Source organism: Halorussus caseinilyticus, assembly GCF_029338395.1.
Taxonomy (GTDB): Archaea; Halobacteriota; Halobacteria; order Halobacteriales; family Haladaptataceae; genus Halorussus; species Halorussus caseinilyticus.
Genome location: NZ_CP119809.1, coordinates 219487 through 246127 on the forward strand (window position 1 = coordinate 219487; position 26641 = coordinate 246127).

Sequence of the window (26641 nt, forward strand, 5' to 3'; positions counted from 1 at the left end):
CCCCCTCACTCGAACCGCGTCACCGACGGCAACTCGTCGGGGCGGACCAACCGCAAGAGCGCGTAGCCGATTCCGGCGGTTCCGGCGAAGAAGGTGGGGTCGTACAGTCCGCGCGAGCGATGGGCTAACTCGTAGTGGCCCTGCGACTCCTTGCGCTCGATTGCTCGGTCGGCCAAGCGCCGCGCTTGCTCGGCGTACTCGCCGTCCCCCGTGTGGCGCGACAGGTCCACGAGGAGGTTGACTTGGGCGAAGGTGCCGTCGCAGACGGCGTCCGACCGACCCAACTCGGGGTCGAAGGCGTCGAGTCGGTCCACGTCCCGCGCCACGGCGTCGGACTCGCAGTACTCCGCGCTCCCGAGTCGCGCGCTCCCGACGCCAGCGAGTCCGAACCGCCACCCGAGTTGGTAGTGTGGCAGGAAGACCCAGTTGCTCCGCCAGTTTCGCTCGCGGTCCGAGTAGAAGGCGTTCTCGAACGCAATCGCGTCGTCGGCCGCCCGCCGGAACTCGTCTCTGCCGGTGTGGTCGGAGAGGCGGTAGAGCGCGTAGGCGATTCCCGCCGCGCCGTGGCCCATCCCGGTCGAAAAGCTTCGGACGCCCTCGTCCCAACTCGTGTCCCACACGCGATACCCCCACTTGTCGTACCGGTCGTCCAACAGGTGTTCCCCGCACCGAACTGCGCGCTCCTTCGCAACCGACGCGCCCGACCGCTCGTAGAGTCCCAACAGTCCCGTCAGCGCGCCCGCCGCGCCGGTCAGCACGTCGTAGCGTTCGTCGCCGCGAATCGCCTCGGCGGTTATCTCGCGGGCGAACTCGACCGCCAACTCCTCGTACCGGGTTTCCCCCGTCAGTTCGTGCATCACCGAGAGACCGTAGACGAGCGCGCCGGTCCCGGTGCCCGCTCCGAGACCGACGCCCTTGACCAGTTCCCCGGTCTCCTCCTCGAACAGGTAGCGAACCGCGTCGTAGGCCGACTCTCCGTAGGACTCGCCCGGAAAGCAACGGTGCATCGCGGCGAAGTACGTGGCCACCCCCAACTGTCCGGAGTACAGTCCCTTCTGGCCTCGCAGGGAAGGTTTCCCCTTTGAGGACCCGTAGCCGACCCACCCGGCGTCGCCGCCCGGCAGGTCGAACCGGGCGTCCGCCACGTCGTCGGCTATCGCTTCGGCCTCCTCGCGCAGTGTCTCGTTCGGTATCATCACAATCTGTTTCCGGGTAGCTCTCGCTCGCTCTCGGGCACGTCGGAACCGCGGAGACACGACTCTATCAGTCCGGTCTGGAAGGTTCGGTCCTCGGCGGACAACCGGTCGATTCGACGCTGGACGCGTTCGAGACCCGCCGCCGCCGACCGGCACACCGTCTCATCCTCGAAGGTAATCGCCTCCGCGTCGGCCGAGGTGTGGAACTTCGGCACGTCCCGCCGGAGCAACGCTTCGCGCTCCGCCGCGACGATTTCCGAGACCGACTCCGGCGTGGTCGTGGAGTACTCGGCCCACGTCTTCGAGAGGGTGTCGCGTATCTCGTTCCCGAAGACGACGCCGTTTCGCAGGGGCGTGGGGTTCGTCAGCGTGTTCAGAAGCGACTCGTACTGGGCCGTGTCTTGGAGGACGCATCTGAGTCGTACCCCGTCGAACCGGTCGGTCACGTCGTCTTTCACCTCGTCCGGGGCGCTCGCAACCGCGTCGTAGGCCGCCTCGAATCCCTCGACTATCCGGTCTGCGAACAACTCCGGCGGCGCGGGGTCGCCCTCGTAGAGCGGGTAGTTCTCGTCGTCCTCGACTCCGGGTCGCCGGTACTCGAAGTCCATCGCGTCCGTGTTGACGTGCGTCCAGACGAGCGTCCGGGTCGTCGCTCGCTCGGCGTCGTTCACGCCGAGTCCGGACTTGTCGGTCTCGCTTCGCGCGTCGTGCAGTTGTACCATCTGGGTCTTGAGGACGCTCGACTCGTGGACTTCCTTTCGCAACTTGTCGAACAACTCCGTCCGGGGCACCTCGTACAGCGACGGTGCCAGCACGGTTTCGGCGTCTACCAGCACCGCCGACTCGTCGCTGGCTAGCAGGTTCTCGCCGTGGCAGTCCGAGACGTTCAACAGGTACAGCACGAACGACAGCGCCCCCGTCTTCCGGTAGTACCGCTCGACATCCGACTTGCTCGTCAGGGTCGCCCGTTCGACGCTCTCCATCCACCCGTAGTCCCCGCGAGTTCGCAGGGCCGGAGTCGGGAGCGTCGGAAACGCGTCGAACCGGTCGGCCAACCAGTTCAAAAAGCCGTAAAACTCCCTCTCGGCGTCGAGTTCGCGGGGTTTGTAGAACACCTCGCCGCGCTCGAACTCGACGCGAAACACCGACCTCCCGCGCTCGTGTGGGTCACCGTTGGATTCGACGCGCGCCACGTCGCCGACGGTCCCCTCGCCGACCATCCCGCAGATGTCGTCGTAGTCGGCGTGCAGTCGCTCGGCGAACTCCGCGACCGATTCGCGCCACTGGGTCGTGACGACCGAGAGCAGTCGGGCCACCATCGCGTACTCCTCGAAGAACGACTCCATCCGACCGTCGTAGAACGCCCGGACGTAGCTCTCGTACCACTCTCTGGAGTCGGGGGACCGCCGCTCGTCCGCGATAACCTCCGGGTCTCGCTCGACGATGAACCTGATAAAATCGAGGTGAAGCGGCTGTGCGCAGAGGTCGGTCAACCGGTCGAGCAACTGGGCTTCGAGACTCGCTATCGCGTCGTCGGATAGTCTCGCCGTTGGTGCCGAGTCGAGGACACTCTCGACGCAGTGGTCGGCAATCGGAGCGACGATTTCCCGAAAGGGAACCTCGCGGCGCTCCCCGCCCGAGAGGGGTTCCCGAACCGACTTCAGGCGGTCGTAAACGTCGCCGAACGCTTCGACCCAGTCGGGCAACTTCTCGTTGGGCCACGTTTCGAGGTTCGCGTACTCGACGGCGTCGCTCCCGAAGTTCTCCCGGAGTTCCTCGGCGAGCGACTCGTCTACGTAGTCGAACGCTTCGAGCGTGGTTCCGTCTTCGGTCGGCGCGCGGTGGCCGTCGTCGATTCGCTCCTGAATCAGTTCCGCGGACGCCGCGAGGTTCCTGACATCCATCTTGCGCTCACACCTGCCGATAAACTTGGCTCGGTATCGGCTAAAATATCCGGTGATAAAAAACTGCGGCGTCTGACTACGCGGTGATGGAACACCAGTTGTCGGCTAACTGCTGTTCGGGGGCGTCTTCGTCGCTGTGGTCCTCTTCGAATTGTTCGATGAGTTCGTCCGGACTGATGTTTTCAGCGGACATGTGACACACTAAAACAATATGCTCATTAAAACTTTTGGCTGATGTGGAGCATCTTGGTTCTCCGGTTCGTCGGCGGTGCCGGAACCGAAGAATCGACAGCTAACCGCTACTCTTTGGACGGCTCTTGGGCGGTGATGGCGCACCACGCGTCGTGGGTCGGCGGGTTGTCGTCCTCGCCGTGGCCTTCTTCGAGCTGTTCGATGAATTCATCCGGACTGACATCTTCTGCGAATATAAATCAGAATACTAACTGCCCTGTCCACATTAAAGCTTTCCGAGAAAAATGCGCCGCTACTGCGCCTTATTCCTTGGTCGCGGTGATGGTACACCAAGCGTCGTGGGTCGGCGGGCTGTCGTCTTCGCCGCTGTGGTCGTTTTCGAACTGTTCGATCATTTCGTCGGGGCTAATGTCTTCAGCAGACATGCATTGCTTTAATTCCGGCCCATGCTTTATCAAACTTTTCCAAGAGAAAGTACCGACGTAACTGCTATTCTCCGGCGGGGGGCATCCGAATACGCTACTTTCACGCACCGAACGCACCATTTATTGGAATAATTCAGAAGGATAAAAACAACTAAGTGAGGAGAATATCTGAAAGCAAGTATGGAAATCGGCTACGTAGACTACGGGTATCCGAGCTATCCGTTAAAAAAGTTGGACAACGGTTACGTAATCGCCGACGTTTCTATGGACGAAGTTCACCGGAACCATCAGAAACAGGTGGAAAATCAAGTGGAGGTCGCCGTTACCGCCGACGAACTCGGGTACGACTACGCTCTCCATCCGGAACACCACTTCCTGATGCAGAACGGGTCTGCCAACAATCCCCTGTTCACGCAGTCCGCGGTCGCTTCCCGGACCGAGGACATCCGCTTGCTCCAGACCGCCATCATCCTCCCGTGGAACGAACCGATTCGCATCGCGGAACAGGCCGCGATGCTCGACATCCTCAGCGACGGCCGCGTTGACATCGGCATCGGCATCGGGACGAGAACGCTGGAGAACGAACCGCTCGGACAGTACTGGGGCGCGTCGTCGCAAAACCGGGCGGAGGCGTGGGAGTCGTTCGAGGAGAAGTACGAGATACTGGTTCAGGCGTGGACCGAGAACTTCGTGGACCACCACGGCACCTTCCACGACGTTCCCCCGAAACACACCATCTGGGAGAACAAACACGACTACTACTACCTGAAACACACCGAGGACAGTCCCGCGCCGACGGAATTCATGTCCGCGGAAGGCGACGAGGTTACGCTGAACTCTCTGCCTATCTTCCCCCAACCGAAACAGGACCCGCACCCGATGATGTGGCGTCCCACCATGTCCGAGGGGTCGGTGAAGTGGGCGGCAGAGCGCGGCATCAACGGGGCCGTCCTCCCCGGCACGATTTCGCAGGCGAAGAACCTGATAGACACCTACTACGAAGTCGCGGAGGAAGCGGACTGGCCCGACCACCGACCCGAACACGACGGCGAACCGTTCAAGTTCGGTTGGGACGCCGACCGACGCCGCGGCGTCGCCTGTTGCGTGACGGTGTTCAACACCGATGTCGCAGACGACGAGACGCTCGAACGCTGGCGACTCGGCCAAGAGTTCGTCCAGAGTAACAACATCGGCGCGAAACCCGACGTTAGCGGGGCCGCAATCGACGCGACGCCGCAAATTGAGTCCGACGAGACGCTCCCGATGGTGACGGACACCGAGGGAATCATCGAGAGAATCACCGAACTTAAAGAGGCCATCGGCTACGAGGACTTCATCCTGTTCGTGAAGGCGAGCAACCCCGGCCTGTCCCGTGAGGAGACCGAGGCACAACTCCGAGCGTTCTCCGAGGAAGTCGCGCCGCACTTCGAGGAGTAACCAGCGGTTCCGACTCCGTTTCAACTCTCTCATGTTGAGTCCCGTCGCCACCGTCGCCTCCGAAGACGCCTCGGTCGAAGTCGCCGTCGAATCGAAGACGCTGACCGTCGGCGGGACCGACGAGGTCGAAATCGGCGTCAGCGACACGTCCGGCGAGTTCCGCGTCGAGTCGCTGGACCTCGAAATCGGCACGTACTGCCGCACCTCCGGCGGGTACGAGCGCGTTCCCGTCGAACGCTTCGCGTTGGCCGACGGGCTTTCGGCCGATTCCGGATTCACCACCACTCGCGTCGAATCGGTCTCGCTCCCCCACACCGCGCCGACCTCCATCGGGTCGGTCGATGCGTGGGCGCGGACGACGATAGCGACCGCCGACTCCACTGAGACCCGAGAGACCTACGTCAACCTCCACCCGAGTCCGACGTTTCTGGCGGTCTTCGACGCCGTAATCGACGCGGGATTCGCGTTCCGGGACATCGAGTGCTATCGGCGTCCGGACACCGACCGGCGTCGGTTCGACCAAGCGTTGGCGTTTGTCCCGCGGTCCGGCCCCTACGAGCGAGCGATGGACGAACTCCTGCTGGTCGTCCACGCGGAACCCGACACGTTAGAGGTGTATGCGGCCGCCGACGCCACCTACGACGAACTCCGGCCGGTCGGCGAGACGACGCCGACCGTCTTACCGGCCGACGCGGACGAAAAGCGGTGCGCCGCCGAACTCGACTCGCTCCTCGGCGAGCGATTCGGATGACCGGTCGGTAGCGCGAGCAAGTGAACTGCGAACTCCGGCGCGTCTCGCCGCGTCCGCGGCGAGACGCGCGATGAACGACTACCCGTAGAACTCGTCGTACGACAGGTACTCCTCGACCGATTTCTGTATCTCCTCGTAGGATTCGTCTATCGCGCTCGCGATTTCGGGTCGCACGTCGAGGTCGAGGTTTTGATAGAACTCCGACTCGACGCCGAACCCTCGCAACACCCGGAAGTACGCCCAGTGGGGGAAGCGGAACGGTCCGAGCGGAACTTCGAGACCCTTGTCCAATTCCTGATGGAGGTGGAAGCCGTTCTGCTGGTAGTGGGTGTACTGGGGCACCGTCTTCTCGCTGTTGACCGACTGCACGTCCTCCCAGAACTCGGTGCCACCGGGCGCGTGCTTGTAGTGGATGCTGATGTACTCGTACACGTCCCGCCACGCGCGCGAGGTGAAGGTGTTGTAGAGGCTACGCACGCCCTGATTGTTGAGTTGGTAGCCTTTCTCGACCAACTCGGCGAACTTTTTGGCGAACAGCGCGCTCTGGGTCAGCGCGGTCGATTGCAGGGGTTCGATGAATCCCAGCGCGTTCCCGACGGCCACGCAGTTGCCCACCCACGCCTTCTCGTAGTATCCCGACTCGAACTCGTACTCTTGGATGTCGGCTTCCGAGATGTCCTCCTTGCGGGTCTCCATCATCTCGGCCTTGGCTTCCTCGGCCGACATGTGCGACGACGAGTAGACGTACCCGAGGTCCCGGCAGTCGTAGGTGTCGATTTGCCAGAACCACCCCGCCTCGCCCGACTCGATGACCGTCGCGGGGACGACTTCCGACAGCGGAAGGTCGGTCTGGGCGACGACGGCGGCGTCGATGGGCAGGTCGAAGTGGTTGTACTCGTTGTCCAGATTCCGCATCAGGAGTCGCTTGAATCCCGTCGCGTCCACGTAGAGGTCGGCGTCGTACTCCGTGGCGTCGCTGGCGATGGTCGCTATCTCCTCGTCCTCGACGCGGACCTCCTCGATTCGGTCGTCTATCAACTCAATTTCCCGCTCCTCGCACAGGTCTTCGAGCAGGTCGTTGAACCGCTTGAGACTCAGGTGATAGGAGATGTGGGGGTAGCGGTCGCCGTCCTTCGACTTGAAGGGGGTCTTGCCCTGCTCCACGAACTCCGTGTTCGGCGTCCGGTACTCGTGGTTCCGGTACCGGTAGTACATCTCTTCGAGTTGCTGGTCGGACTTCTCGGTCAGGGGAAAGAGGTCGTCGTCGAACGGCAGGTGGAACGAGTCGCGGCCACACCAGTCCTCGAAGTGTATCGACGCCTTCCAGACGGGTTTGGCTTCCTCGATGAACCGGTCCTCGTCGATGTCGAGTACGCCGTGGAGTATCGTCCGGAGGTGGTTGATGGTACTCTTTCCGGTCTCCGGGGGGTCCTCGTCGAAGTCGTCGACGACCGTGACGCGGAACCCCGGATTTATCTCCTTCACGAGCAGTGCTGTGAGAAGACCGACATCCCCGCCACCGACGATAGCTACCTCGTCAACGTCGTAGCTCGTGGCTGTCATTGTTGGTTCCCTATGCGCTATTAAAATAAATTTTCCGGCTTTTACAACGATACATAGTCGGTCGGCCGAGCGATTCCGGCGACCGCTTCGGGCCGAGGTTCCTCCGAACGGAGTCCCGCGCGCGCCTTCGCAATCCACAAGGTGGCTTCGCGCCAACGGTTCTCCATGGCGCTGTCCGACCGCGAGTGGCGGCTGATTCGAGAGGAGTCCCGACCCGGCCAGCTCAACATGGCTTTGGACGAAATCGCGGCCGAGACCGCCGCTAACGGCGGTCCTCGGACGGTCCGGGTCTACCAGTGGGACCCCAGCACGCTGTCGCTGGGCTACCGGCAGGCGACCGACACCGTGGCGTGGGACTACTGCGACCGCGAGGGCATCACCGTGACTCGCCGACCCACGGGCGGGGGCGGCATCTACCACGACCGCCACGGCGACATCTCCTACTCCATCGTCGCGCCCGCCGAGGAACTGCCGGGAGACCTGATGGACACCTACGAATTGCTCTGCGAACCGGTCTTCGACGCCTTCGACCGACTCGGCATCGACGCCCGCTTCACCGACGAGAAACTCCCCGAAATCCACCAACCGGCCTGCTACCTCCGGGAACTCCACCCGGCCCACGACGTGGTGGCCGGAGCGGACGGACGAAAGATTTCGGGCAACGCCCAGTACCGCCGGAAGGACGCAATCATCCAGCACGGGTCGCTCAAGTTCGACGCGGACGCCGAGCGTCACCTCGCCACGTTCGCCGACCCCGAGACGACCCCCGAGGAGTTCCGCGAGCGCGTGACCACGATGCGCGAGCAGTCGGGCGCGAGTAGGGGCGAAGCGGTCGAGGCCGTCGAGGAAGCACTCGGCGAGTGGGCCGACGCTGGGGAGGGGAGTTGGACCGACGAGGAACTGCGGCGCGCCCGAGAGCGCGCCGAAGAGAAGTTCGAGAGCGGGGCGTGGGTCCGAGAGCGAGAGGACCCCACGGAGTAACGCCATCCGGGACGCGAGTGTTCGCGCTACCCCGTCCGGCCGTGGTAGTAACTCTGTTCGCCAGCGCCCGTATCCACGACGCGGCGGTCCAGCGCGCCGTTGTCCACGAGTCGGTCCAGAATCGCGCTCACCGTCGCCACGTCCAGCACCCACCCGACGTGTTCGTCGTCTTCGAAGGGGTGTTCGACGTTCGACTCCGACCACCCGATGTCCATGACCGCCTCGGTGACTTCCTGAACGTTGTACGCCTGCTGGTCGTTCTCCTGTAGGAACGACAGGACTCGCTCCTCGATGGAGTATCGCTCCCCGCCTCGTTCGAAGGTGTCGAGGCTGATAGGCACACGTCGGCTAGGTCCCGAAGTCCAATAAGCGTGTGGTCCGGTAGAACACTGCAAGGGTCGGTCGGCGGCGTCGGGGAGTCCGACCCCGGTTCCGAAGCGCCTTTCACCCCTCCATCCCTGCCCGAACACATGAGAGTTGGCGCGCACGAATCCATCGCTGGCGGCGTCTACAACGCCGTGGACGCCCAAATCGAGGACGGGGGAAACTGCGGACAGATATTCACACACTCCCCGCAGGTGTGGCAGGACCCGAACATCGGCGACGACGAGGCCGAGCGGTTCCGGTCGCTGTCGGCCGAGAACGACGTGGGTCCGTGGGTCATCCACTCGTCGTACCTCGTGAACCTCTGTACGCCGAAAGACGACCTGCGCGAGAAGTCCATCGACTCGATGCAGAAGGAAGTCGAGGCCGCCGACAAGTTGGACATCCCCTACGTCAACGTCCACCTCGGCGCGCACACCGGCGCGGGCGTGGACGGGGGTCTCGACAACGCCGCGAGCGCGCTGGACGAGTTGGAGATTCCCGAGGGCGTGACGGTCCTCATCGAGAGCGACGCCGGGTCCGGCACGAAATTGGGCGGCGACTTCGAACACCTCGCGGAGGTCCTCGCGCGCTCCGAACAGGACCTCGACGTGTGCATCGATACGGCCCACGCCTTCGCCGCGGGCTACGACCTCTCCAGCGAGCAAGCGGTCCACGACGCCATCGCGGAGTTCGACGACGTGGTGGGACTGGAGCATCTGGAGTGCGTCCACCTCAACGACTCCAAACACGAGTGCGGCACGAACAAGGACGAACACGCCCACATCGGCGAGGGACTCATCGGCGAGGAAGGGATGCGGGCCTTTATAAATCATCCCGACCTCGCGGACGTACCGCTGGTGCTGGAGACGCCCCACGAGGACGGCAAGGGCTTCGCGTGGAACATCGAGCGCGTTCGGGAACTGCGAAAAAAATGAGTCTCGGGAACGACGATGGTCGTCGCTGACTCGACCTCTCGGCGCTCTCTCCTCCGTGCGTTCGGCGGTGTCGGTACCGGAGTACTCGCCGGATGCAGTAGACTCGGTTCGGACTCCCGACTGACCGTCGATGCGGCACCAGCGCCCGACGCACTCGAGGCGGACCTCGGCGTATCGGTCGCCGACGGAATCTCGGCCGAGAGTCCCGCGATGCTCCGTATCAAGTGTGAACCCCACGGCAACTTTGCTACTCGCCTCGTCTTCGGTCCGTTGCCGCCGTTCTCGGGACTAGTCGGCGAAGGTCCCGATAGCGCGGCGCTGTGGCTCTATCCGATGGGTCCGGGGGAGAATCTGCCGACGGCGAACGACGATACCGGTGCGTGCTGGCGGGGCGGACCCTACGAGCCAGAGTCGTCCGAAAACAGCATCTCCGTCGGTCCGGGCGGATTCGAGCGTCGGTATCTCGTCTACGCGACCCCCGACAACGAGCCGTGTATCCCGACCGACACCTACCGGTTCGTTTCAACCGAGTACGGCGTTCCGGGCGGACCGACCGGGTTGGAGTGGTCGTTCGAGGTGACTGTAACCGAGTCCGTTCGGACGTAGAGCTTCGCTTTCCGACGACGGTCGGCGGCCCTTTCCCGGATGATTGGGCGAGACCGCCCCGCTTTTCACCGCCCGCCCCCAACGCCGAGTCACCGTGCGACAGTTCTCCGCCGACTACCTCCGGGACACGCGCCGCGGGATGTGGGACGACCGTTCTGCGCTCGCGGACCTCGAACTCGAAACGCGTGAGCGCGTCCTCGACGTGGGATGCGGCACCGGCGAACTCTCCAAAATCCTCGCCGAGGAGACGCCCGGCGAGGTGGTCGGCGCGGACGCCGCCCCCGACTTGCTCGCGGTCGCCAGCGAAGTCGTCCCCGTGGTCGCGGGCGACGCGCTCCGCCTCCCGTTTCCGGACGACGCCTTCGACCTCGTGGTGTGTCAGGCCCTGCTCATCAACCTGCCCGACCCCGCCGCCGCGGTGCGGGAGTTCCGGCGGGTCTCCTCGGACCTCGTGGCGGCAGTCGAACCCGACAACGCCGCGGTGTCGGTCGAATCGACGGTCGAGGCGGAGAGTTCCCTCGCGGCGCGAGCGCGCCGGGCGTACCTGCGCGGGGTCGAGACCGACGTGACGTTGGGCGGCGAGGGCACCCGCGAGGCGTTCGAGACCGCCGGACTCGCGGACGTGGCGACCCGCCGCCACTACCACTCGCGGACGATTGAACCGCCCTACGCCGACCGCGACCTGCGCTCGGCCCGCCGAAAGGTCAGCGGCGAGGGACTGGCCGACGACCGGGCGACCCTGCTCGCGGGCGACCTCTCGGTCGAGGAGTACGACGACCTCCGGAGCGACTGGCGCGAGATGGGACGCAACGTGGTCGAACAGATGAGCGCGGGCGAGTACCGACGCGCCGAAGTCGTCCCCTTCTACGTCACGGTCGGGTCGGTGTGAGCGCGGCGAATCTTCCTCTCTCTGGCGCGCGCAGTCCTGCGCGCGCCGGAGAGGGCGGCGAGCGAGCGCGAGCAGAACAGTTAAGTAGTTTAGGCTGGCCTAAACTAGATATGGGACTCGACCGACTCGGCGGGAAGCGGACGAAGCGAACGCGAACGTGGGCCGCGGTGTGCGCCGGACTGTTCGGCGGGTCCGCGTCGGACGAACGCGACGAGACCCAGTAGCCGTCACCGCTTTTGACGCGGACGACGAGGTTCGGACGGGAGAGCCATGTCCGAACTCTCGATTCGAACCTCGGCGTTCACTCACGGAGAGTCGATACCCGAGACGTACACCTGCGAGGGCGACGACGCGTCGCCGGAACTGACCGTCGCGGACGTACCCGACGACGCCGCGGCGCTGGCGGTAGTCGTGGACGACCCGGACGCGCCTGCGGGCACGTTCACCCACTGGTTGCTCTGGAACCTGCCCGCCGACACCGTGGAGGTTCCCGAAGGCGTGGTCCGACGCGAGCGACTCCCGGACCTCGGCGGTGCCGCGCAGGGCGAGAACGACTTCGGCGAGGTGGGCTACCGCGGTCCCTGCCCGCCGGAGGGCGACGGTCCGCACGAGTATCGGTTCACGCTCTACGCGCTGGACGAACGACTCGACGTGGAGGCCGGTGGGACTCGTCCGGAGGTCCAAGACGAACTCGACGCGAAGACGCTCGACTCCGACCAGTTCACCGGGACGTTCGCCCGGACGTGACGACTCCGGCACGTCCTCGGAAGCGGTCCGGCACGTCTGCAGGGTCGAGTTCCGGTTCGGGTCGGTATTTCGATATAGGGACAAGACTAGTTAGACTCCGTGTACCGACTCGTGGGGTAGCCATTACTTTGATAAGGGGTACCGGAAATGGCAGGTTGCCAACTCCTCAGGCGGGAATCGAGCGGAACGCCGGAGAGAACCGGAAAGCGGGTTTCTCTGACGTGGACTCTCGGCATTACCGGCCGGAAATCCGTATTATCGCCGCCAAACGCTTTCTTTCAGCGTTGAACGATTGGACCGTTATAATATACCCTCCGGCGATTTGTCGGATGGTGCCATGGGAGAAAAGACACCAGATACAGACGAGAGTGGAATCGAGCGACGAGACGTGATGAAAGGCCTCGGATTCGGGGCCATGAGTGCGGTCGGTGTGAGCGCGCTCGCAGGGAACGTCGTTGCCCAACAAGAACCCGACGGACGGGAAGCCGACATCCAAGCGTCGTGCAACCCCGGAATAATCGACTACGCCCACCTCGTTCCGCCGGGTGAAGACCCCGACAACCCCAGCGGGTCGTACGCCGACGCACCCGACGGCGGGATGGACCTCGTTTTCCAACTCGACGAAGACGGGATGCCCGAAAACGGGTCGAAGCCAATCGGGTACCAAGTCGTCCTCGTCCGCGACAACAACCAACCGGCAACAAAGTCCGTCGAAGAGGGTCGCACGCGAGGGTTCGCGGGAACCGTCCACACGACTCCCGGCGGCGAAACCCAACGCCGCGAAGAGTTCAGCACGTCCGGCCTACAGACCGGAGACGGACCGACTCGCTACTGGACCGTTCTGACCGTCGCCGACTACTCGCAACTTCCCGAGGGAATCCCGCTGGAGGCCGCCGTCGTCCCGGTCGACATCACCTCTCAGTAACTCGGCCAACCATGACCGACAAACGAGACGACGAGAGCGGAGTCGAACGCCGCGACCTACTGAAGGGTCTCGGCGTCGGCGCGGTCGGCAGTAGTCTGCTGGCAGGACGAGCGGCGGCGCGCCAAGCGCAGGCGGAGGGGACGGACCTCATCGACTACGCCGCCCTCGTCGCGCCGGGGGACGACCCCGACGAACCGAAGTCGGACGTTCAGGACAGACCGGACGAGGGGCTAGACCTCGTGTTCCAATTGGACGCACCCGGGATGGAAAAGAGCGGGACTCACACCATCGCCTACGAGATGGTTCTCGTCAAAGATGAGGGGAGGGTCGTGACCGACGCGTTCGAGGAGGGCCGCACGCGGGCGTTCGCCGGGACAGTCCGAACCACGCCCGGCGGCGAGACCCAGCGACGAGAATCGTTCAGCGTCTCCGGACTAGGACCGGACAACCCTATCAAACGGTCGTACCACTACTGGGCCGTTCTGTTGGTCAGCGACCTGTCTGGACTGGCTGACGGGGATGGTACTTGTCGGACGGACTGCAAGGTTAACCAGTTCACCGTCGAAAAACCGATGTAGAGCCGGTAGTAGCCGAACACCACGACCGACCTCACCTTTTCGGCTTCCGTCCCCGCCACAGAACGAATCAGAACTGGCAGACATTCTTTCATCCACTCTTAAGCAAGATATACGTTTCCAAGAGCAACGTCTACGTGTCTAACACCGTCGTCCGAGGTGCGAGCGAATCGCGGACGCGATTCGCTCGCGTCCGACAGTTATGCACACCTATCCCACGGCCGCGCGGTCACAACGTGCGGTTGCGCTCAGACGGTGAAAGCGGACAGAAGTACCTTTCTGTCGCGTTCGAGAGAGCGGCGAGGGCGGTCCTCCGGTTTCGGCCCGAGTCAGTTTCCGCCGCCACCGCTACCGCGCCCGCCGCCACCGCCGCCCGGCCGGTTCAGCGACACGTCGTTGAACATCTGACGACTCGTGCCCGCCGCGCCGAACTTCGGAGTCCGGGCGCGGTCGTACCGGAACCGCTGTTCGAGTCGATGGTGGACGCCGAGCATCGCCGTCGGCAACACCGACCGAAAACCCCGGTCCGCCCCGAACACCACATTTTGTATCGCTTTTGTTGGTTTACAACTACCTGCCGAGCGTATCTGGCCCCGATACCGAAGTGTGGAATCCGGCACCTACCAGCGTCGTCGCGCCGGTCGGCGTCCCGCGGGGCTTTTATCCGGCGGGCGTCTACGTGGCGGTGATGGTCCAGAACGTCGCGGGCATGCTGGCCGAGTTGGAAGCCGAGGACTTCCACTTGCTGTCGGGCGTAGAGCAAGGGATGCGCTTCTCGGAGTGGGTCGCCCGCGAGAAGATTCCCGAGTTCTCGCGGCTAACTCCCGAAGAGGTCGATTACCGGCTCGACAGATGTCTCGACCGGGAACTCATCGAACGCAAGACGATACAGTACGAGGGCTACCGACTCAAGTTCGAGGGCTACGACGCGCTGGCGCTGCACACCTTCGCGGAACGCGAGTCCATCGAGGGGTTCGGCGCGCCCCTCGGCGTCGGCAAGGAGAGCGACGTGTACGAGGTCCAATCGTACAAACCGCTGGCGCTGAAGTACCACCGCGAGGGCTACACCAACTTCCGCGAGGTGATGAAAGAGCGCGATTACACCTCGGACCGCGAACACGTCTCGTGGTTCTACACCGCCCGGAAAGCCGCCGAGCGCGAGTACGACGCCCTCGAAGCCCTCTACCCCGACGTGAAGGTGCCCCGGCCGATAGACCACAACCGTCACGCCATCGTGATGGAGAAGATAGACGGCGTGGAACTCTCGCGGACCAAACTCGAAGACGAGCAGGTGGTGCCCATCCTCGACCTGATTCTCGCCGAGATGGGCGACGCCTACGAGAAGGGCTACGTCCACGCCGACATGAGCGAGTACAACGTCTTCGTCAACACCGAGGGCATCACCATCTTCGACTGGCCCCAAGCCACCCCGACCGACCACGAGAACGCCGACGAGTTCCTCGAACGCGACGTGGACAACGTGGTCGGCTACTTCCGCCGGAAGTACCCCCGACTCGTCCCCGACGACGTTGACACCGCGGCACTCGCCTCGGCCCTCGCCGCCGGGGAGTTCGAGACGGTCCGCGAGTACGGGTCCGGAGAATAACGCTTCTCTCGCCGGGTCGCTGGCGTTCGTTCGCCGCAACCGTAATTATTTAGTCACGTCAGAAGCCTGTAAAATACAGGTGAATATCGGTGAAAGATAACGGCGCAGGTGTGAACAGACGGCGATTCCTCCAGACGACCGCGGCCGTCTTCGGGACGGCAGTCGTCGGCGCGGGCGCGGCGGCCGCAACCGGCGAAGGTCCGATAACCGCGACCGGACGGCGCATCCACCGGTTCGTCCCGGACGGCGACACCTACCGACACGAAGACCAGTTCGTGAGTTCGGACCTCGTGGGTCGGTACGGCGACGAAGCGGTCTCGTTCGAGACCGAACGAGTCCCCCGGAAGGCGGTTCCGGGCAAGCACAAGAACCCCGACCGCGCGTTCACGCGGACCTACCGGGAGACCGTCGTCGTGGGCGCTCCCGAAGAACACGCCGCGGCCGAACGAGCGGAACGCGAGCGGTTGCAGTCCGACGACGTGTCTACCTCCGGCGTCAGCACCGACAGCCAACCGTACTACTACGGACCGCTGTACGTCTACAAGGACGGCGACCAACTCGTCCGCACCGGCCCCATCAACGTCGGGTGGCGGCGCTACCTCGGCATGGACGCGGGCGAAGTGGACTCGAAGATGTACAATCAGGCCGACTGGAACGGCTACTGGGAAGGGTTCGCCGGGGACCGTTACGTCCTCCTCGACAACGGCACGACGATGAAGAAACAGGACGTTCACGCCTCGAAACCCACGGGACTGTCCTCGCAGTGGCACGGCCGACTGTACAATCTACCGACGGACGAGAGCGACGACTACGCCGTCGTCTGTCAGGCCCACCACGACCCCGAGTGTCACTGCTACAGCGACTGGGACTTCGCCGACTCGCGCCGGAAGTTCCTCGACGTGTGGGACAGCAACATCGACGACGGCTACTACCTGACCGACAACGTGGACGTGTACAACGGAACCGGCTACTCCGACGACGAATCGTCGAACGGCCTGTTCGGTGTCGTCTACTGACGGTCCCGGACTGACCGGCCGTCACAACACGAGCGAGACCACCGCGAGTACGAGGAACGCGATTACCAGCCACTTCGCGATGTCCATCGACAGGCCCGCGACGCCGCCCGCTCCGAGCGCTCCCGCGATGATTGCGAGGACGGCGAACGCGATGGCGAGTTCGAGGATTGCCACGCTATCGACCCCCCGCGAGTCGCGTCTGTCGTGCGCCGAACCGTGCGTCGAGTCTCTCGTGTGCCATGCTCGGCCGTAGCGCGTCGAGGCTCTTTGTTATCCGGCGACTAACCGGTCGAGCGTCAGATACGCCCAGAACGGGACGTATGGAACGGTTTGCAACCGAAATCGGTCGCACGGAACGGAGTCCGAAGACGAAGGCCTTAAACCCGAACGACGTGAAATTCGGCCTAACTCGCTGGCAGACGGGCACCAGCGGGCACCTGTGGGCCGCGCGGGACTGCTCGCGGTTTCACCGCCCCAACTCGCGGCGCTTCGCGTCGCGCACCCTCGCGCGCGGCCGCAGGACGGAATGTGGCCCGCGAGACGCGACGCGTCTCGCGGGCTGAACCACCCAACGCCCGTGGTGATAACCATGGCAAAAAGCTTCTACTCCCACATCAAGGAAGCGTGGAAAGACCCGGACGACGGCGACCTCGCCGAACTCCAGTGGCAACGAAAGCAGGACTGGCGCGACCAAGGCGCTATCGAGCGCATCGAACGCCCGACCCGCCTCGACAAGGCCCGTGAACTGGGCTACAAGGCAAAGCAGGGCGTCGTCGTCGCCCGCGTCAGCGTCCGCAAGGGGTCGGCCCGCAAACAGCGGTTCACCGCTGGCCGACGCACCAAGCGACAGGGTGTCAACCGCATCTACCGACGCAAGAACCTCCAGCGCATCGCCGAGGAGCGTTCGAGTCGGAAGTTCAAGAACCTGCGCGTGCTGAACTCCTACTGGGTCGGCGAGGACGGCAGTCAGAAGTGGTTCGAGACGATTCTGCTCGACCCCGAGCATCCGGCCATCGAGAACGACGACGACCTCAACTGGATTTGCGACGACTCCCACAAGGGCCGGGCCTTCCGCGGCCTGACCAGCGCCGGTCAGAGCAACCGGGGTCTCCAGCAGAAGGGGAAGGGTAGCGAACACAACCGCCCGAGCAACAACGGCGGTCAGGGTCGCGCGAAGTAAGCGGACTGCACGCTCCGCGCCCGACCGAACTCGATTTTTTATCCGACGACCACTGCCAGAGCCGACAGGCCGACCAGCACGACGTGGAACGTGGCGTGCGACACCATCGCGGCCTCCAGACTGTCGCGCCAGTAGAGCCACCCGAACCCGATTCCCGCGACGGCGTTGAGCGCCACGGTCCGGACGACCAGCTCAGTCGTCGGCTCTGTGACCGTCGCCAGCGCGGGCAGGTGGCCGACGCCGAACAGCACCGCCGACAGCAGGATGGCCGTCCACGCGGACGAGCGCGCGAGCGTCGCGCGCTCGTCGCCGACGCGAGCGCGCACGGCGTGGATTGTCCACGCGAACAGCGTCAGCAGACCCCAGCGCAACAGGATTTCCTCGGTGACGCCCCCGTAGAGCAGTCGGACCGGGAGGCTGGCGAGGAGCGCCGAGAGCGTCCCGGCGTCGGGCGCGGGCGTGGCGGCCGCGAGGTCGGCGGCGGTGAAGGGCGCGAAGAGGGCGTCGAGCGCAATCGTGGCGAAGAAGGCCGCCGCACCCACTCCGACCGCCCGGCGGAGTTCGGGCCGGAGCGCGGTCGAAACCGGCGGTCCACCGCGGACGCGCGCCTCGACGTGCGACCGGAGGCCCACTCGCGGCGCGAGCAGGACCCCGACGAGGGTAGCGACCGCGAGCAGAATCGTCGGCTGAATCGTCACCAGTAGTGCTAGCTCGGGCGCGGACGCCGCCGGGAGACCCGGAACGCCTCCCTCGCCGGTCGCGGTCACGACGCCGACGGCGACGACCCCGACCATCCCGAGGGCGAACAGCGCGGCGAATCGCTTCGGCAGGGAAGCGTCGGCAGAGTGTTCGGCGGGCGAGCGTTCGGCGGATGGACGGTCGGACGACGAGCGTTCGGAGGTCGCCGTCTCGTCGGTCGGAGACACGTCGTCGTCCGACGCCGGGAGGCCCCAAAACGTCGTCGGTCGTTCGACCGCGGATTTATACCCGAAAGCGTCCAACCTCCGGCCATGAGTCTCTCGCTCGACCCGACCCAACTCGACCGCTACTCGCGGCACATCATCATGGACGAGGTGGGACCCGAGGGCCAGCAGTCGCTACTCGACGCCGCGGTGCTGGTCGTCGGCGCGGGCGGTCTCGGTTCGCCGGTCGTCCAGTACCTCGCGGCTGCGGGCGTCGGGGAGTTGGGCATCGCCGACGACGACGACGTGGAGTTGAGCAACCTCCAGCGCCAGATTATCCACGGAAACGACGACGTGGGCCGACCCAAAGTCGAGTCGGCGGCCGAGTACGTCGCGGACCTCAACCCGGACGTGGACGTGCGAACCCACCAGATTCGCGTCGAACCCGACAACGTGGAGGACCTCATCGCGGACTACGACTTCGTGGTGGACGCGACCGACAATTTCCGGACGCGCTACCTCGTCAACGACGCCTGCACGCTCTCGGGGACGCCCTTTTCCCACGGCGCGATTTACAAGTTCGAGGGGCAGGTCACGACCTTCACCACGGAGGGGCCGTGTTATCGGTGTCTGTTCCCCGAAGCGCCGCCGGAGGGGATGGTCGCAGACTGCGCGAGTACCGGCGTGCTGGGCGTCCTGCCGGGGACGGTCGGATGCATTCAGGCCACCGAGACGGTGAAGTACCTGCTCGGCGCGGGCGAGTTGCTCGACGGTCGGATGGTGTTCTACGACGCGATGGCGATGTCCTTCGAGGAAGTCGAGTTCCGACGGAATCCCGACTGTCCAGTCTGCGGCGACAATCCCATCGACTCGCTGGCCGAAGTCGAGTACGCCGAGGACTCCTGTCCGGTGAACGCCGACTGACGACTCCGGACCGAACACGTTCGGCGCGAGATTCACCATTCTACGGAACTGGGAACCACGCTCTATTTATATACCCTATCGGTGCGTCTGTCCAACTGTAAGGTGAACTCCGATGGCAACTAACGAAATCAACACCCGAGCGAACGAGTTCGAGAGTACGATTGGCGGCGTCACGGTCCACGGGAAGGCCCACAGTCTGAGCGCGTGGTTCGTCCTCGCGTTGCGTCTCATGATGGGCTACGCCTTCCTCTACTCCGGATGGACGAAGATTACGGCGGCCGAACCGTTCAGTGCGACTGGCTACCTGATGAACGCGGTCCCGGCCGAGAGTCCGCTACTCGGCCTGTTCCACTGGATGGGAAGCACGCCGTGGTTCGCTGACTTCCTCAGCGTCGCCGTGCCGTGGGGCGAACTCCTCATCGGACTCGCCCTGCTCGCGGGCATCCTGACCCGCCTCGCGGCGTTCTTCGGCGCGTTCATGATGCTGATGTTCTACTTCAGCAACTGGGATGTCGCACACGGCTTCATCAACGGGGACTTCGCGTACATGCTCGTCTTCCTCGCAGTCGCGGCGTTCGGCGCGGGCCGCATCCTCGGACTGGACGCCATCGTGGAGCAGTACGACCTCGGCGGCGAGACGCTGGTCGAGAAGTACCCGAAACTGCGCTACGTCCTCGGCTGAACGCTTTTTTATCGCGGTAGTTACTCGTCCTGTTCACGGTGCTTGCGACGGGCCGACTCGATGACGGTGTCTTCCAACTACGCCCGATAGATTCGAGCGCGTTCGGCGTCTGTCGGTTTTCCTCGATACTCCGTGACGCTGTACGTCCCGACTCCTGCGAGAACAGTCACAGTCAGAATATCACGCCGATGGCGGCAAACCCTCGCGTGGGAGACGGCGATAAGCCCGGAGACCTACAACTCCATGACCGACCCCTCGTCGGCGCTCTCGTAGATGGCGGCCATCGCCTCGATGTCCGCGAGTCCGTGACGGCCGTCGGGGTAGATGTCGCCGTCGGTTCGGAGTTGGTGGGCGAAGTAGTCGAACTCTTCGAGCATCTGGTCAACCTGCTTGTAGTCGAGGCTCATCCGGTTCCCGTCGACTTCGAGCGCGAACTTCCGGTTCTGGCGGTCGAAGAACGCGGGTTCGACGCTCACCTCGCCCTCGGTGCCGACGACTTTGAGGTGGCTGGACTGGGAGGCGTTCTGGCTCGCCGAACACGCCGCCAGCGTGCCGTCGTCGAACTCGACTTGGAAGGTCGCCACCTCGTCGGGCACGTCCGAAAACGCGTCGCCGGTCGAGCGAGCGAACGACGAGACCGCCGTCGGGTCGGCGTCGAGGACGAACCGGGCGGTGTTCAGCGGGTAGATGCCGAGGTCCATCACCGAGGTTCCGGGACCCGAGAGGTCGGGATTCAGACGCCACTGGTCGGGATTCGGAATCATCTCCAGCAGGTCTTGGGACATGCTCCCGTGGACCACCATCGGGTCGCCGATGGCTCCTTCGCGGACGAGTTCGCGCGCCCGGCGGACCGCGGGTTCGGTCTGCATCCGGTAGGCGACCATCAGCGTCACGTCGGCGTCCTCGCAGGTCTCGACCATCCGGCGGGCGCGCTCGGGGGTCGCCTCCATCGGTTTCTCGCAGAGGACCGCCTTTCCGAACTCGGCGGCCGACTCCGCGAATTCGAGGTGCTTGGCGTTCGGGGTGGCGACGTAGACGGCGTCGTACTCGTCGGTGGCCGCGCCGTCGTGGAACTCGTCGTAGGTGATGGCCGTCGCGGTGTCGTCGGCGATTTCGGCCACGTCCTCGGCCTTGTCGTGGTGGCCGCTGACGACCACCGTCGTCTCGCACCGGTCGCTCTGTTCGGTCGCGGGGATAGCTTCCTCGCGGGTCCACCATCCCAGTCCGACCATGGCGAACCGAACTGATTCGAGGTCGGTCTCGGTCTCCCAGTCGCGGCGTCCGAACTCCGAGAGGGCGTCGTCCATAGCGAACGCTCGACGCCCATCCGGACGTAACTTTCGGCGCGGTCGAACACCACAGAAAATATATAAAATTATACTAGTACTATATGAAAACTTAATCGAGCGTGAGATAATGTTATACTATTTCATCACACATTCAGGGATGGATGGCGAGAAAGACCAAGGGAGACAGTCTCTCACGGCGCAACGTGTTGAAAGGAATCGGCGGACTCGGCGCGGCCGCCGCGGGCGCGCAGTTCCTCACCGGCAACGCGGCGGCACTCGGTTCGGGCGCGGTGTACCAGTACTACCACACCGACTGGTCCACCATCGAGAGCGACCTCTCGACGATTGCGAACCAAGGCTACGACGCGATTCAGGTTCCCCCCGCGCAGTTCAGTCGGGTCTACAAGTACGAGCGCGAGTACACCGGCGAGAAGTACGACCCGCCGCTGGGCTACCAACCCATCGACCTGCTGGACTTCGACAGCGAGTTCGGGACCGAAGCGGAGTACCGGTCCATGGTGGACGAGGCTCACAACCAAGGCCTTGAGGTCATCGCCGATGCGGTCATCAATCACATGGCCGCTGGCGGCGACACGTTCGACCGGAAGGTGACGTTGGACGACCTGCCCCAGTTCGACAGTGACGACTTCCACCCCGAGTGCGACATCGACTACTCCAGCGACTACTCCGTCGAGGGGTGTTGGCTCGTCGGCCTGCGCGACCTGAAACAGGAGTCGTCGTACGTCCGGAGTGAACTCAAGAAGTACGTGGACAAGTACCGCAACATCGGCGTGGACGGCATCCGCTGGGACGCCGCCAAACACGTCCCCGAATCGTTCTTCGCCGACTACGCCAACCAGTGGGCCAGCGACATCTACACCGTCGGCGAGGTCATCCCCGAATCCTACGACGGCAAGTCGAAGCTCGACTACCTGCAAGGGTACGCTGACACCGGCATGTCCGTCACCGACTACAGACTCTACAACGTGATGAAGTATCAGGTGTTCTACGGTCCCGGCGGCGACATGAGCGCGCTGGCCGGTGCCGGGTTCGTCAACCGCGACCCGTTCGCGGCCCTGACGTTCGCGGGCAACCACGACAGCCCCGACCCCGCCCAGTCGTTGCTCGCACACGCGTTCATCCTCACCTACGAGGGCTACCCGCGCGTCTACAGCGAGGACTACGGCGTCAGCGACGACGCGATTGCGAACCTCCTGTGGATTCGCAACAACCTCGCCAGCGGCACGGCCTACGACCGCGTGACCGACTCGGACGTGTACGCCTTCGAGCGGTACAACAACCTCCTCGTCGCCATCAACAACTCCACGAGCTGGCAGAACCGCACCGCGTACACCAGTTGGCGCAATCAGGACCTCAACGACTACACCGGCGACCAGAACAGTCGCGCCGACGGCAACGGCTACGTCGATTTGTCGATTCCGCCCGAGGGCTACGTCGCACTCGCACCGTAGCCGTCGGTTCGCCGTCGTCGCAGGGTTTCGCCGCTCGACCGGACGCACCAGCAACTTCTACCGTTGCTTGAGCCACTTCTTTCTTTCTTTCCCGATATTATAGGTCGCCCTAATGCCGCGGTACCGAGTACCCTATTTGGGAGCGTCACCGAGGGGGACGCATGGCACACGACACGTACGACGTGGTGGTCGTCGGCGGCGGCATCGCGGGGCGCTCTGCGGGCATCTACGCCGCGCGCCACGGTCTCGAAACGGCGATTCTGGACGCTGGCGGGTCGATTCTCCGGCGCAACGCCAGTCTGGAGAACTACCCCGGATTCCCGTCGGGCGTGGACGCCCGACTCCTACTGGAGATGATGGGAGACCAAGCCGAACGCGCCGGATGCGAGTTCCGCGAGACCGAGGTGACGGCGGTCCGTCGTCCCGAGGATGGCGAAGCGACAGACCACGGGAACGAGACCGAAGACGGCCACGGCTTCGTGACCGAAACCGACGAGGGCGGGCGCTACCTCTCTCGGTACGTCGTCGCCGCGACGAAGAACGCGACCGACTTCCTCGAACCGCTCGACGGCGTGGAGTTGACCGACCGCGGGAAGTCGTTCGTCTCGACCGACGAGCGCGGTCGGACCGGCGTCGAGGGCCTGTACGCGGCGGGCCGACTCGCCGGGAAACCCCACCAAGCGGTCGTCAGCGCCGGGCACGGCGCGGAGGTGGCGGTGACGCTCCTCGAAGACGACGACCGGCCGTTCTACCACGACTGGGTGGCCCCCGAGGGGTACTTCACCGGCCGCGGCCGGGAGGTACCGCCCGGATGCGAGGAAATCGACGACGACGAGCGCCGAACGCGCGAGGACGAGTCGCTGGCCGCGATGCGGGAGTACTTCGCCGAACCGCGCGCCGAGGACCCGGAGATGCACCCGAGCGTGGCGAGCGACGACGAATAGCGACGGGCCGACACCCAATCACGCCGCGCCCGCCAACAGGTCGCCGACGACGAACGCGACGACGGCCGCGAGCATTCCGATGGCGAACATCTCCGCGCCGCTTCGCACCCACCCGCGGGCGGTCACGAGACTCCTGCTCGCGCCGACGGCGAAGAAGGTGACGCCGGTAACTGCGACCGCGGCCGGGAACAGCGGCCGGATGCCGAACGCGTAAGGGACCAGCGGCATCACGCCCGCGAGGACGAACGCGACGAACGTCGCCAGCGCGGTGCTGGCGGGGGACTTGCCGTCGGGGTCGGCGTCGTCGCCCTGACTCTCCCGGTATGCGAGTTCGGACTGCCTGCTCAGGTAGTTGCTCATCCCCATCGAGAAGCCGTCGGCGAAGAGGTTGGCCGCGCCGAGGACGAGGACGATGGACGGCGACAGCGACGCGCCCGCGACTCCGGCCACGACCGCGAAGGTCGTCACGATGCCGTCGTTCGCGCCGTAGACGAACTCCGCGAGGTACGCGCCCGACGAGCGAGCGTCGTCGCCGAGCAGGACTTCGAGCATGGCCTCGGTTACGTCGCCGACGGTGAAAGAGTCTGTCCGTAGCGTGGTGACGGGGAGTTTCACTCCGCCGTCGGCGACGCCGGGCGGATGCAACGGATACAAATCGCCGCGAACCCGATACGCGGCCATGAACACTCGTTCGGTGGCGCGGGGAACTACGCTTCTGACCGCGCTCGGGGCGGTGCCGGTCGCTTCGGCCCACGGCGGCGAGGCGACACCGCCGATGCCCCAGTGGTTGGCGCTCGCGGTCCTCCTCGTCGGGGTCGTGGGCGCGGTCGGGAGCGCGTACGCGCGGCGGCGAACCACCGCGACGACGGCGCTCGGGGGAACGTTCGCCGGTCTCGTCGTGGCGGCAGTCGGCGCGGTCGGACTGGTCCAACTCTCGCCGGTCGAGACGCTGGCGACCAGCCAACCCGCCATCGCGCGAGCGTGGTTCGGTCCGCTGACGCTCGGTATCGGTCTCGCAATCGTGGTCGGGAGCCTCGCCGTCGGTCGGATGCGCTGGCCCGACCGACCGCGGTACGCCGCGCTCGGGATGTTGCTCGGCTTGTGGGTCGCCTACCCCGTCCTCGTTCCGGGGTCGCTGACGAACCCGGTCGGCTACCTGCTCGCCGTGGCCGTCCCCGCGACGGTCGGGTACGTCGTCTGGCGCGACAGCAGGGACCTGCTCGCGCGGGCGCTGGCCGACCGGCCGAGCAGGTGGTTCGGGACCGGTACGGGCGTCGTGGCCGCTCTGTTTTTCATGTTCTCGATGGGCATGCTGACCTTCGTGCCGGAGGCGGGCGGCGGCGTGGACCTGACCCGGAGTTTCGTCACGACGGCGCAGGTCACGAACCCGCTGGTCTACTGGCCCGCCGTGGAGTTCCACTTCCACGACGCATTCGGCACGACGCCGCTCAGCGGCGTCGTCTCGCTCGGGATGGCGCTCCTCGTGGGTCTGGTCGCGGTGCTGGTCGGCCTGAACGCCGCGCTCCTCGCCTTCCAGTGGCGCGCGAACGACGCCGCCAGCGACCCGGAAGCGAGCGGCAGTGCGGAGGCGACTGTCGGGTCTGCGGCCGTGGCCGCGCCGAACGCCTGCTGTTGCTGTGGCCCGGTCGTCGCGGAGTTGGCAGTCGTGTCGGTGGGTCCGGCCGCGGCCGCGCCGCTCTACTGGTTGTTCGTGGACCTCGCTTCGCCCGTCGGCGCGCTGTTCTTCGTGGTGAGCGTCGGCCTGTTGGCCGGGAATCTGGTGCGGTCGGGGAGTCGCTCGCGGTGACGTAGTTGACGATTCGTCACTAAGTTGCTCTCTCGCTTTGGTATCCGGAACAAACATATACCCGCAAATAGAGAGTGCATTGTACGATGAGTCACGAGGTTACTTCACGCTACAGGGTGAAAGAAATAGTCGAATCTCAGGGAGACGTTTGGCTCGAAGACCTTCACCCCCAACGCTCCGGTTTCCTCGTGGCCGTAGAGATGAACGCCCAGTACGACCGAGAACTGGATAATCGAGTCCAAGGGTTAGACGAGGGCGATACAGTCATAGCGACCCTGAAAAGCCAAGACAAACGTCACACCGTGTGGCACTTCTCGAATATCGACGATGAACCGAGCAAGCAGTCGAGTCAGGCAGTCGCCCAGTCCTAACTCAACTCTTCGGATTGCGACGTAACGTAGTCGGTGAAGAGATACTCGATAAACTCCTCTTCGTATTTCTCTTTGAGTTCCCAGAAGGAGTACGAGACGAGTCCAGTCAGCACCGATAGCGTCCAGACGGGACTCCAGATGTCGATTATCGCGGGAGTCCACGGTCTGATGCCGACGAGAGAGAAGGGTTGGTAAAACCACGCCGGTAACACGCCCGAAAACGCTACCCAAAAATAGAGAACGGAAGCGTAGAAACACGCAATCCACATCCCGCGTTGAAAGTTCCGAATCGCCTGAAATCGCAACGCGCGGGACGTTCCATGATTTTCCAAGTCGCTCGAAATGAGGTGGAGAAGGTCGCCGTAGTTGTCGTAGTTCTTGTCTAGTCGGTACTTCTTCTTGCAAATCATCCAGACTTTACTGGCTAACCGATTGTCCGGCAACGGTTCGTCTTTTTTCACTTTCACCAGTAGTATCGCTTCGACGACCGAGCGGTAGAGGCGGGCGGGAAACACGACCATTCGACCGACGAGAGAACGACCGACGTAGTTACGGAGTCGAGTAGTGACGTACTCGTTCCAAGCGTAGTACGGGAGGTAGAGACGCTTTCGATTGCCTTCGTAGTCTTCTAACTCGGTGGACGGAGACTGGTCGTACGACCGGGCGGAGAGTATCGTGTACTTGAACGTCTCGCGTTGACCGGCGGCCTCGGATGCGTGTTGCTGGATTACGTGTCCGAGAGAAAAAGCGATAATCCCGAGTAAAAACTGCGTTCCGAGCGGCGCAGACGCGATATTCGTTACGTCTTCCATCGGAGAGATAGAGACGAAGGCCGCCAGTACGATAGTTCCCGGAATGAGATTGCCAAAAATATCGAATAGAGTGAATTTATTGAATATTCGACTAACGGCCATTTGGCCTGTGGTAATTTCTACCTCCAATTATGCTTTGTCTTT

29 protein-coding genes are annotated in these 26641 nt (G+C 64.2%); 18 read left to right on the forward strand and 11 right to left on the reverse strand.

The features are described 5' to 3' along the window. Positions 1-5 precede the first annotated feature (5 nt). From P2T60_RS01150 to P2T60_RS01160, 3 genes are all read right to left on the reverse strand, one after another. Positions 6-1196 (reverse strand): lanthionine synthetase LanC family protein, encoded by a 1191-nt coding sequence (locus P2T60_RS01150; protein WP_276280724.1) that lies wholly within the window; start codon positions 1194-1196, stop codon positions 6-8. Next, positions 1196-3100: a type 2 lanthipeptide synthetase LanM gene (lanM, locus tag P2T60_RS01155; protein WP_276280725.1), complete on the reverse strand. Its 1905-nt coding sequence runs from the start codon at positions 3098-3100 to the stop codon at positions 1196-1198. The genes P2T60_RS01150 and lanM overlap by 1 nt, the downstream gene beginning before the upstream one ends. A 494-nt stretch (positions 3101-3594) precedes the next feature. Further along, positions 3595-3717, reverse strand: a complete 123-nt coding sequence (locus tag P2T60_RS01160; protein WP_276280726.1) for a hypothetical protein — start codon at positions 3715-3717, stop codon at positions 3595-3597. A 264-nt stretch (positions 3718-3981) separates the two neighbouring features. Here P2T60_RS01160 and P2T60_RS01165 point away from each other — a divergent pair, with 264 nt between their 5' ends. After that, entirely contained in the window at positions 3982-5154 is a 1173-nt protein-coding gene (locus tag P2T60_RS01165; protein WP_276280727.1) for an LLM class flavin-dependent oxidoreductase, read from the forward strand. Positions 5155-5185: 31 nt separating this feature from the next. Next, positions 5186-5905: a sporulation protein gene (locus P2T60_RS01170; protein WP_276280728.1), complete on the forward strand. Its 720-nt coding sequence runs from the start codon at positions 5186-5188 to the stop codon at positions 5903-5905. Between the two features lie 78 nt (positions 5906-5983). Here P2T60_RS01170 and P2T60_RS01175 read toward each other — a convergent pair whose 3' ends face one another. Continuing rightward, positions 5984-7468: an FAD-dependent oxidoreductase gene (locus P2T60_RS01175; RefSeq protein WP_276280729.1), complete on the reverse strand. Its 1485-nt coding sequence runs from the start codon at positions 7466-7468 to the stop codon at positions 5984-5986. A gap of 165 nt (positions 7469-7633) precedes the next feature. Between P2T60_RS01175 and P2T60_RS01180 the strand changes: the two genes are divergently transcribed. Further along, on the forward strand, positions 7634-8449 hold the full coding sequence (locus P2T60_RS01180; RefSeq protein WP_276280730.1) for a lipoate--protein ligase family protein: 816 nt from the start codon (positions 7634-7636) through the stop codon (positions 8447-8449). 26 nt (positions 8450-8475) lie between these two features. Here the strand turns inward: P2T60_RS01180 and P2T60_RS01185 are convergent, their stop codons facing one another. After that, positions 8476-8790 (reverse strand): hypothetical protein, encoded by a 315-nt coding sequence (locus P2T60_RS01185; RefSeq protein ID WP_276280731.1) that lies wholly within the window; start codon positions 8788-8790, stop codon positions 8476-8478. 129 nt (positions 8791-8919) lie between these two features. Here P2T60_RS01185 and P2T60_RS01190 point away from each other — a divergent pair, with 129 nt between their 5' ends. The 6 genes from P2T60_RS01190 (at position 8920) to P2T60_RS01215 (ending at position 13495) form a co-directional block, all read left to right on the forward strand. Then, positions 8920-9750, forward strand: coding sequence for a deoxyribonuclease IV (locus P2T60_RS01190; protein ID WP_276280732.1), 831 nt, complete (start codon positions 8920-8922; stop codon positions 9748-9750). Between the two features lie 15 nt (positions 9751-9765). Next, the gene (locus tag P2T60_RS01195) at positions 9766-10356 is read left to right on the forward strand and encodes a hypothetical protein (protein WP_276280733.1); all 591 of its coding nucleotides are present in this window, start codon (positions 9766-9768) and stop codon (positions 10354-10356) included. A gap of 94 nt (positions 10357-10450) precedes the next feature. Then, positions 10451-11245: a class I SAM-dependent methyltransferase gene (locus tag P2T60_RS01200; protein WP_276280734.1), complete on the forward strand. Its 795-nt coding sequence runs from the start codon at positions 10451-10453 to the stop codon at positions 11243-11245. A gap of 270 nt (positions 11246-11515) precedes the next feature. Further along, complete coding sequence (locus tag P2T60_RS01205) at positions 11516-11992, forward strand: YbhB/YbcL family Raf kinase inhibitor-like protein (protein WP_276280735.1); 477 nt, start codon at positions 11516-11518, stop codon at positions 11990-11992. A gap of 391 nt (positions 11993-12383) precedes the next feature. Further along, the gene (locus tag P2T60_RS01210) at positions 12384-12917 is read left to right on the forward strand and encodes a hypothetical protein (protein WP_276280736.1); all 534 of its coding nucleotides are present in this window, start codon (positions 12384-12386) and stop codon (positions 12915-12917) included. Between the two features lie 11 nt (positions 12918-12928). Then, on the forward strand, positions 12929-13495 hold the full coding sequence (locus P2T60_RS01215; RefSeq protein WP_276280737.1) for a hypothetical protein: 567 nt from the start codon (positions 12929-12931) through the stop codon (positions 13493-13495). A 326-nt stretch (positions 13496-13821) separates the two neighbouring features. On the opposite strand, the gene P2T60_RS01220 is transcribed toward P2T60_RS01215, so the two are convergent. After that, complete coding sequence (locus P2T60_RS01220; protein ID WP_276280738.1) at positions 13822-14031, reverse strand: hypothetical protein; 210 nt, start codon at positions 14029-14031, stop codon at positions 13822-13824. 149 nt (positions 14032-14180) lie between these two features. On the opposite strand from P2T60_RS01220, the gene P2T60_RS01225 reads away from it, so the two are divergent. Together P2T60_RS01225 and P2T60_RS01230 are read left to right on the forward strand one after the other, a co-directional pair. After that, positions 14181-15098: a serine/threonine-protein kinase RIO2 gene (locus P2T60_RS01225; protein ID WP_276282235.1), complete on the forward strand. Its 918-nt coding sequence runs from the start codon at positions 14181-14183 to the stop codon at positions 15096-15098. 110 nt (positions 15099-15208) lie between these two features. Then, entirely contained in the window at positions 15209-16114 is a 906-nt protein-coding gene (locus P2T60_RS01230; RefSeq protein WP_276280739.1) for a hypothetical protein, read from the forward strand. A 21-nt stretch (positions 16115-16135) separates the two neighbouring features. Here P2T60_RS01230 and P2T60_RS01235 read toward each other — a convergent pair whose 3' ends face one another. After that, positions 16136-16282, reverse strand: coding sequence for a DUF1328 family protein (locus tag P2T60_RS01235; RefSeq protein ID WP_382210422.1), 147 nt, complete (start codon positions 16280-16282; stop codon positions 16136-16138). Between the two features lie 421 nt (positions 16283-16703). Between P2T60_RS01235 and P2T60_RS01240 the strand changes: the two genes are divergently transcribed. Beyond that, a complete protein-coding gene (locus tag P2T60_RS01240) occupies positions 16704-17294 on the forward strand; it encodes a 50S ribosomal protein L15e (RefSeq protein WP_276280741.1) in 591 nt (196 codons plus the stop codon). Positions 17295-17332: 38 nt separating this feature from the next. On the opposite strand, the gene P2T60_RS01245 is transcribed toward P2T60_RS01240, so the two are convergent. Beyond that, on the reverse strand, positions 17333-18220 hold the full coding sequence (locus P2T60_RS01245) for a CPBP family intramembrane glutamic endopeptidase (protein ID WP_276280742.1): 888 nt from the start codon (positions 18218-18220) through the stop codon (positions 17333-17335). A gap of 84 nt (positions 18221-18304) precedes the next feature. Here P2T60_RS01245 and ubaA point away from each other — a divergent pair, with 84 nt between their 5' ends. Both ubaA and P2T60_RS01255 read left to right on the forward strand, forming a co-directional pair. Continuing rightward, on the forward strand, positions 18305-19120 hold the full coding sequence (gene ubaA / locus P2T60_RS01250) for an SAMP-activating enzyme E1 (RefSeq protein WP_276280743.1): 816 nt from the start codon (positions 18305-18307) through the stop codon (positions 19118-19120). Between the two features lie 112 nt (positions 19121-19232). Beyond that, on the forward strand, positions 19233-19802 hold the full coding sequence (locus tag P2T60_RS01255; protein WP_276280744.1) for a DoxX family protein: 570 nt from the start codon (positions 19233-19235) through the stop codon (positions 19800-19802). 233 nt (positions 19803-20035) lie between these two features. On the opposite strand, the gene gfo6 is transcribed toward P2T60_RS01255, so the two are convergent. After that, positions 20036-21109 (reverse strand): D-xylose 1-dehydrogenase Gfo6, encoded by a 1074-nt coding sequence (gfo6, locus tag P2T60_RS01260; protein ID WP_276280745.1) that lies wholly within the window; start codon positions 21107-21109, stop codon positions 20036-20038. Positions 21110-21252: 143 nt separating this feature from the next. Between gfo6 and P2T60_RS01265 the strand changes: the two genes are divergently transcribed. Continuing rightward, positions 21253-22563, forward strand: coding sequence for an alpha-amylase domain-containing protein (locus tag P2T60_RS01265; protein ID WP_276280746.1), 1311 nt, complete (start codon positions 21253-21255; stop codon positions 22561-22563). A gap of 161 nt (positions 22564-22724) precedes the next feature. Continuing rightward, positions 22725-23507, forward strand: a complete 783-nt coding sequence (locus P2T60_RS01270; protein ID WP_276280747.1) for an FAD-binding protein — start codon at positions 22725-22727, stop codon at positions 23505-23507. Between the two features lie 18 nt (positions 23508-23525). On the opposite strand, the gene P2T60_RS01275 is transcribed toward P2T60_RS01270, so the two are convergent. After that, the gene (locus P2T60_RS01275) at positions 23526-24188 is read right to left on the reverse strand and encodes a VIT1/CCC1 transporter family protein (RefSeq protein ID WP_276280748.1); all 663 of its coding nucleotides are present in this window, start codon (positions 24186-24188) and stop codon (positions 23526-23528) included. On the opposite strand from P2T60_RS01275, the gene P2T60_RS01280 reads away from it, so the two are divergent. Further along, positions 24187-25314 carry a hypothetical protein gene (locus P2T60_RS01280; RefSeq protein ID WP_276280749.1) on the forward strand — a complete coding sequence of 376 codons (1128 nt, stop codon included), beginning with the start codon at positions 24187-24189 and terminating at the stop codon, positions 25312-25314. The two genes, P2T60_RS01275 and P2T60_RS01280, sit on opposite strands and share 2 nt — an antisense overlap. A gap of 86 nt (positions 25315-25400) precedes the next feature. Next, complete coding sequence (locus P2T60_RS01285; protein WP_276280750.1) at positions 25401-25685, forward strand: hypothetical protein; 285 nt, start codon at positions 25401-25403, stop codon at positions 25683-25685. Here the strand turns inward: P2T60_RS01285 and P2T60_RS01290 are convergent. Beyond that, the gene (locus P2T60_RS01290; RefSeq protein WP_276280751.1) at positions 25682-26497 is read right to left on the reverse strand and encodes a hypothetical protein; all 816 of its coding nucleotides are present in this window, start codon (positions 26495-26497) and stop codon (positions 25682-25684) included. The genes P2T60_RS01285 and P2T60_RS01290 overlap by 4 nt on opposite strands. Positions 26498-26641: the final 144 nt, after the last annotated feature.

Coding starts and splice junctions, on each gene's coding strand:
- P2T60_RS01255 (WP_276280744.1), top strand. CDS start 19,233: ATGGCAACTAACGAAATCAACACCCGAGCGAACGAGTTCGAGAGTACG.
- P2T60_RS01205 (WP_276280735.1), top strand. CDS start 11,516: ATGTCCGAACTCTCGATTCGAACCTCGGCGTTCACTCACGGAGAGTCG.
- P2T60_RS01275 (WP_276280748.1), bottom strand. CDS start 24,188: ATGGCCGCGTATCGGGTTCGCGGCGATTTGTATCCGTTGCATCCGCCC.
- P2T60_RS01160 (WP_276280726.1), bottom strand. CDS start 3,717: ATGTCTGCTGAAGACATTAGCCCCGACGAAATGATCGAACAGTTCGAA.
- P2T60_RS01170 (WP_276280728.1), top strand. CDS start 5,186: ATGTTGAGTCCCGTCGCCACCGTCGCCTCCGAAGACGCCTCGGTCGAA.
- P2T60_RS01195 (WP_276280733.1), top strand. CDS start 9,766: ATGGTCGTCGCTGACTCGACCTCTCGGCGCTCTCTCCTCCGTGCGTTC.
- lanM (WP_276280725.1), bottom strand. CDS start 3,100: ATGGATGTCAGGAACCTCGCGGCGTCCGCGGAACTGATTCAGGAGCGA.
- ubaA (WP_276280743.1), top strand. CDS start 18,305: ATGAGTCTCTCGCTCGACCCGACCCAACTCGACCGCTACTCGCGGCAC.
- P2T60_RS01285 (WP_276280750.1), top strand. CDS start 25,401: ATGAGTCACGAGGTTACTTCACGCTACAGGGTGAAAGAAATAGTCGAA.
- P2T60_RS01270 (WP_276280747.1), top strand. CDS start 22,725: ATGGCACACGACACGTACGACGTGGTGGTCGTCGGCGGCGGCATCGCG.
- P2T60_RS01240 (WP_276280741.1), top strand. CDS start 16,704: ATGGCAAAAAGCTTCTACTCCCACATCAAGGAAGCGTGGAAAGACCCG.
- P2T60_RS01180 (WP_276280730.1), top strand. CDS start 7,634: ATGGCGCTGTCCGACCGCGAGTGGCGGCTGATTCGAGAGGAGTCCCGA.
- P2T60_RS01150 (WP_276280724.1), bottom strand. CDS start 1,196: ATGATACCGAACGAGACACTGCGCGAGGAGGCCGAAGCGATAGCCGAC.
- P2T60_RS01165 (WP_276280727.1), top strand. CDS start 3,982: ATGGACGAAGTTCACCGGAACCATCAGAAACAGGTGGAAAATCAAGTG.
- P2T60_RS01175 (WP_276280729.1), bottom strand. CDS start 7,468: ATGACAGCCACGAGCTACGACGTTGACGAGGTAGCTATCGTCGGTGGC.
- P2T60_RS01265 (WP_276280746.1), top strand. CDS start 21,253: ATGGCGAGAAAGACCAAGGGAGACAGTCTCTCACGGCGCAACGTGTTG.
- P2T60_RS01225 (WP_276282235.1), top strand. CDS start 14,181: ATGGTCCAGAACGTCGCGGGCATGCTGGCCGAGTTGGAAGCCGAGGAC.
- P2T60_RS01290 (WP_276280751.1), bottom strand. CDS start 26,497: ATGGAAGACGTAACGAATATCGCGTCTGCGCCGCTCGGAACGCAGTTT.
- P2T60_RS01215 (WP_276280737.1), top strand. CDS start 12,929: ATGACCGACAAACGAGACGACGAGAGCGGAGTCGAACGCCGCGACCTA.
- P2T60_RS01210 (WP_276280736.1), top strand. CDS start 12,384: ATGAAAGGCCTCGGATTCGGGGCCATGAGTGCGGTCGGTGTGAGCGCG.
- P2T60_RS01280 (WP_276280749.1), top strand. CDS start 24,187: ATGAACACTCGTTCGGTGGCGCGGGGAACTACGCTTCTGACCGCGCTC.
- gfo6 (WP_276280745.1), bottom strand. CDS start 21,109: ATGGACGACGCCCTCTCGGAGTTCGGACGCCGCGACTGGGAGACCGAG.
- P2T60_RS01190 (WP_276280732.1), top strand. CDS start 8,920: ATGAGAGTTGGCGCGCACGAATCCATCGCTGGCGGCGTCTACAACGCC.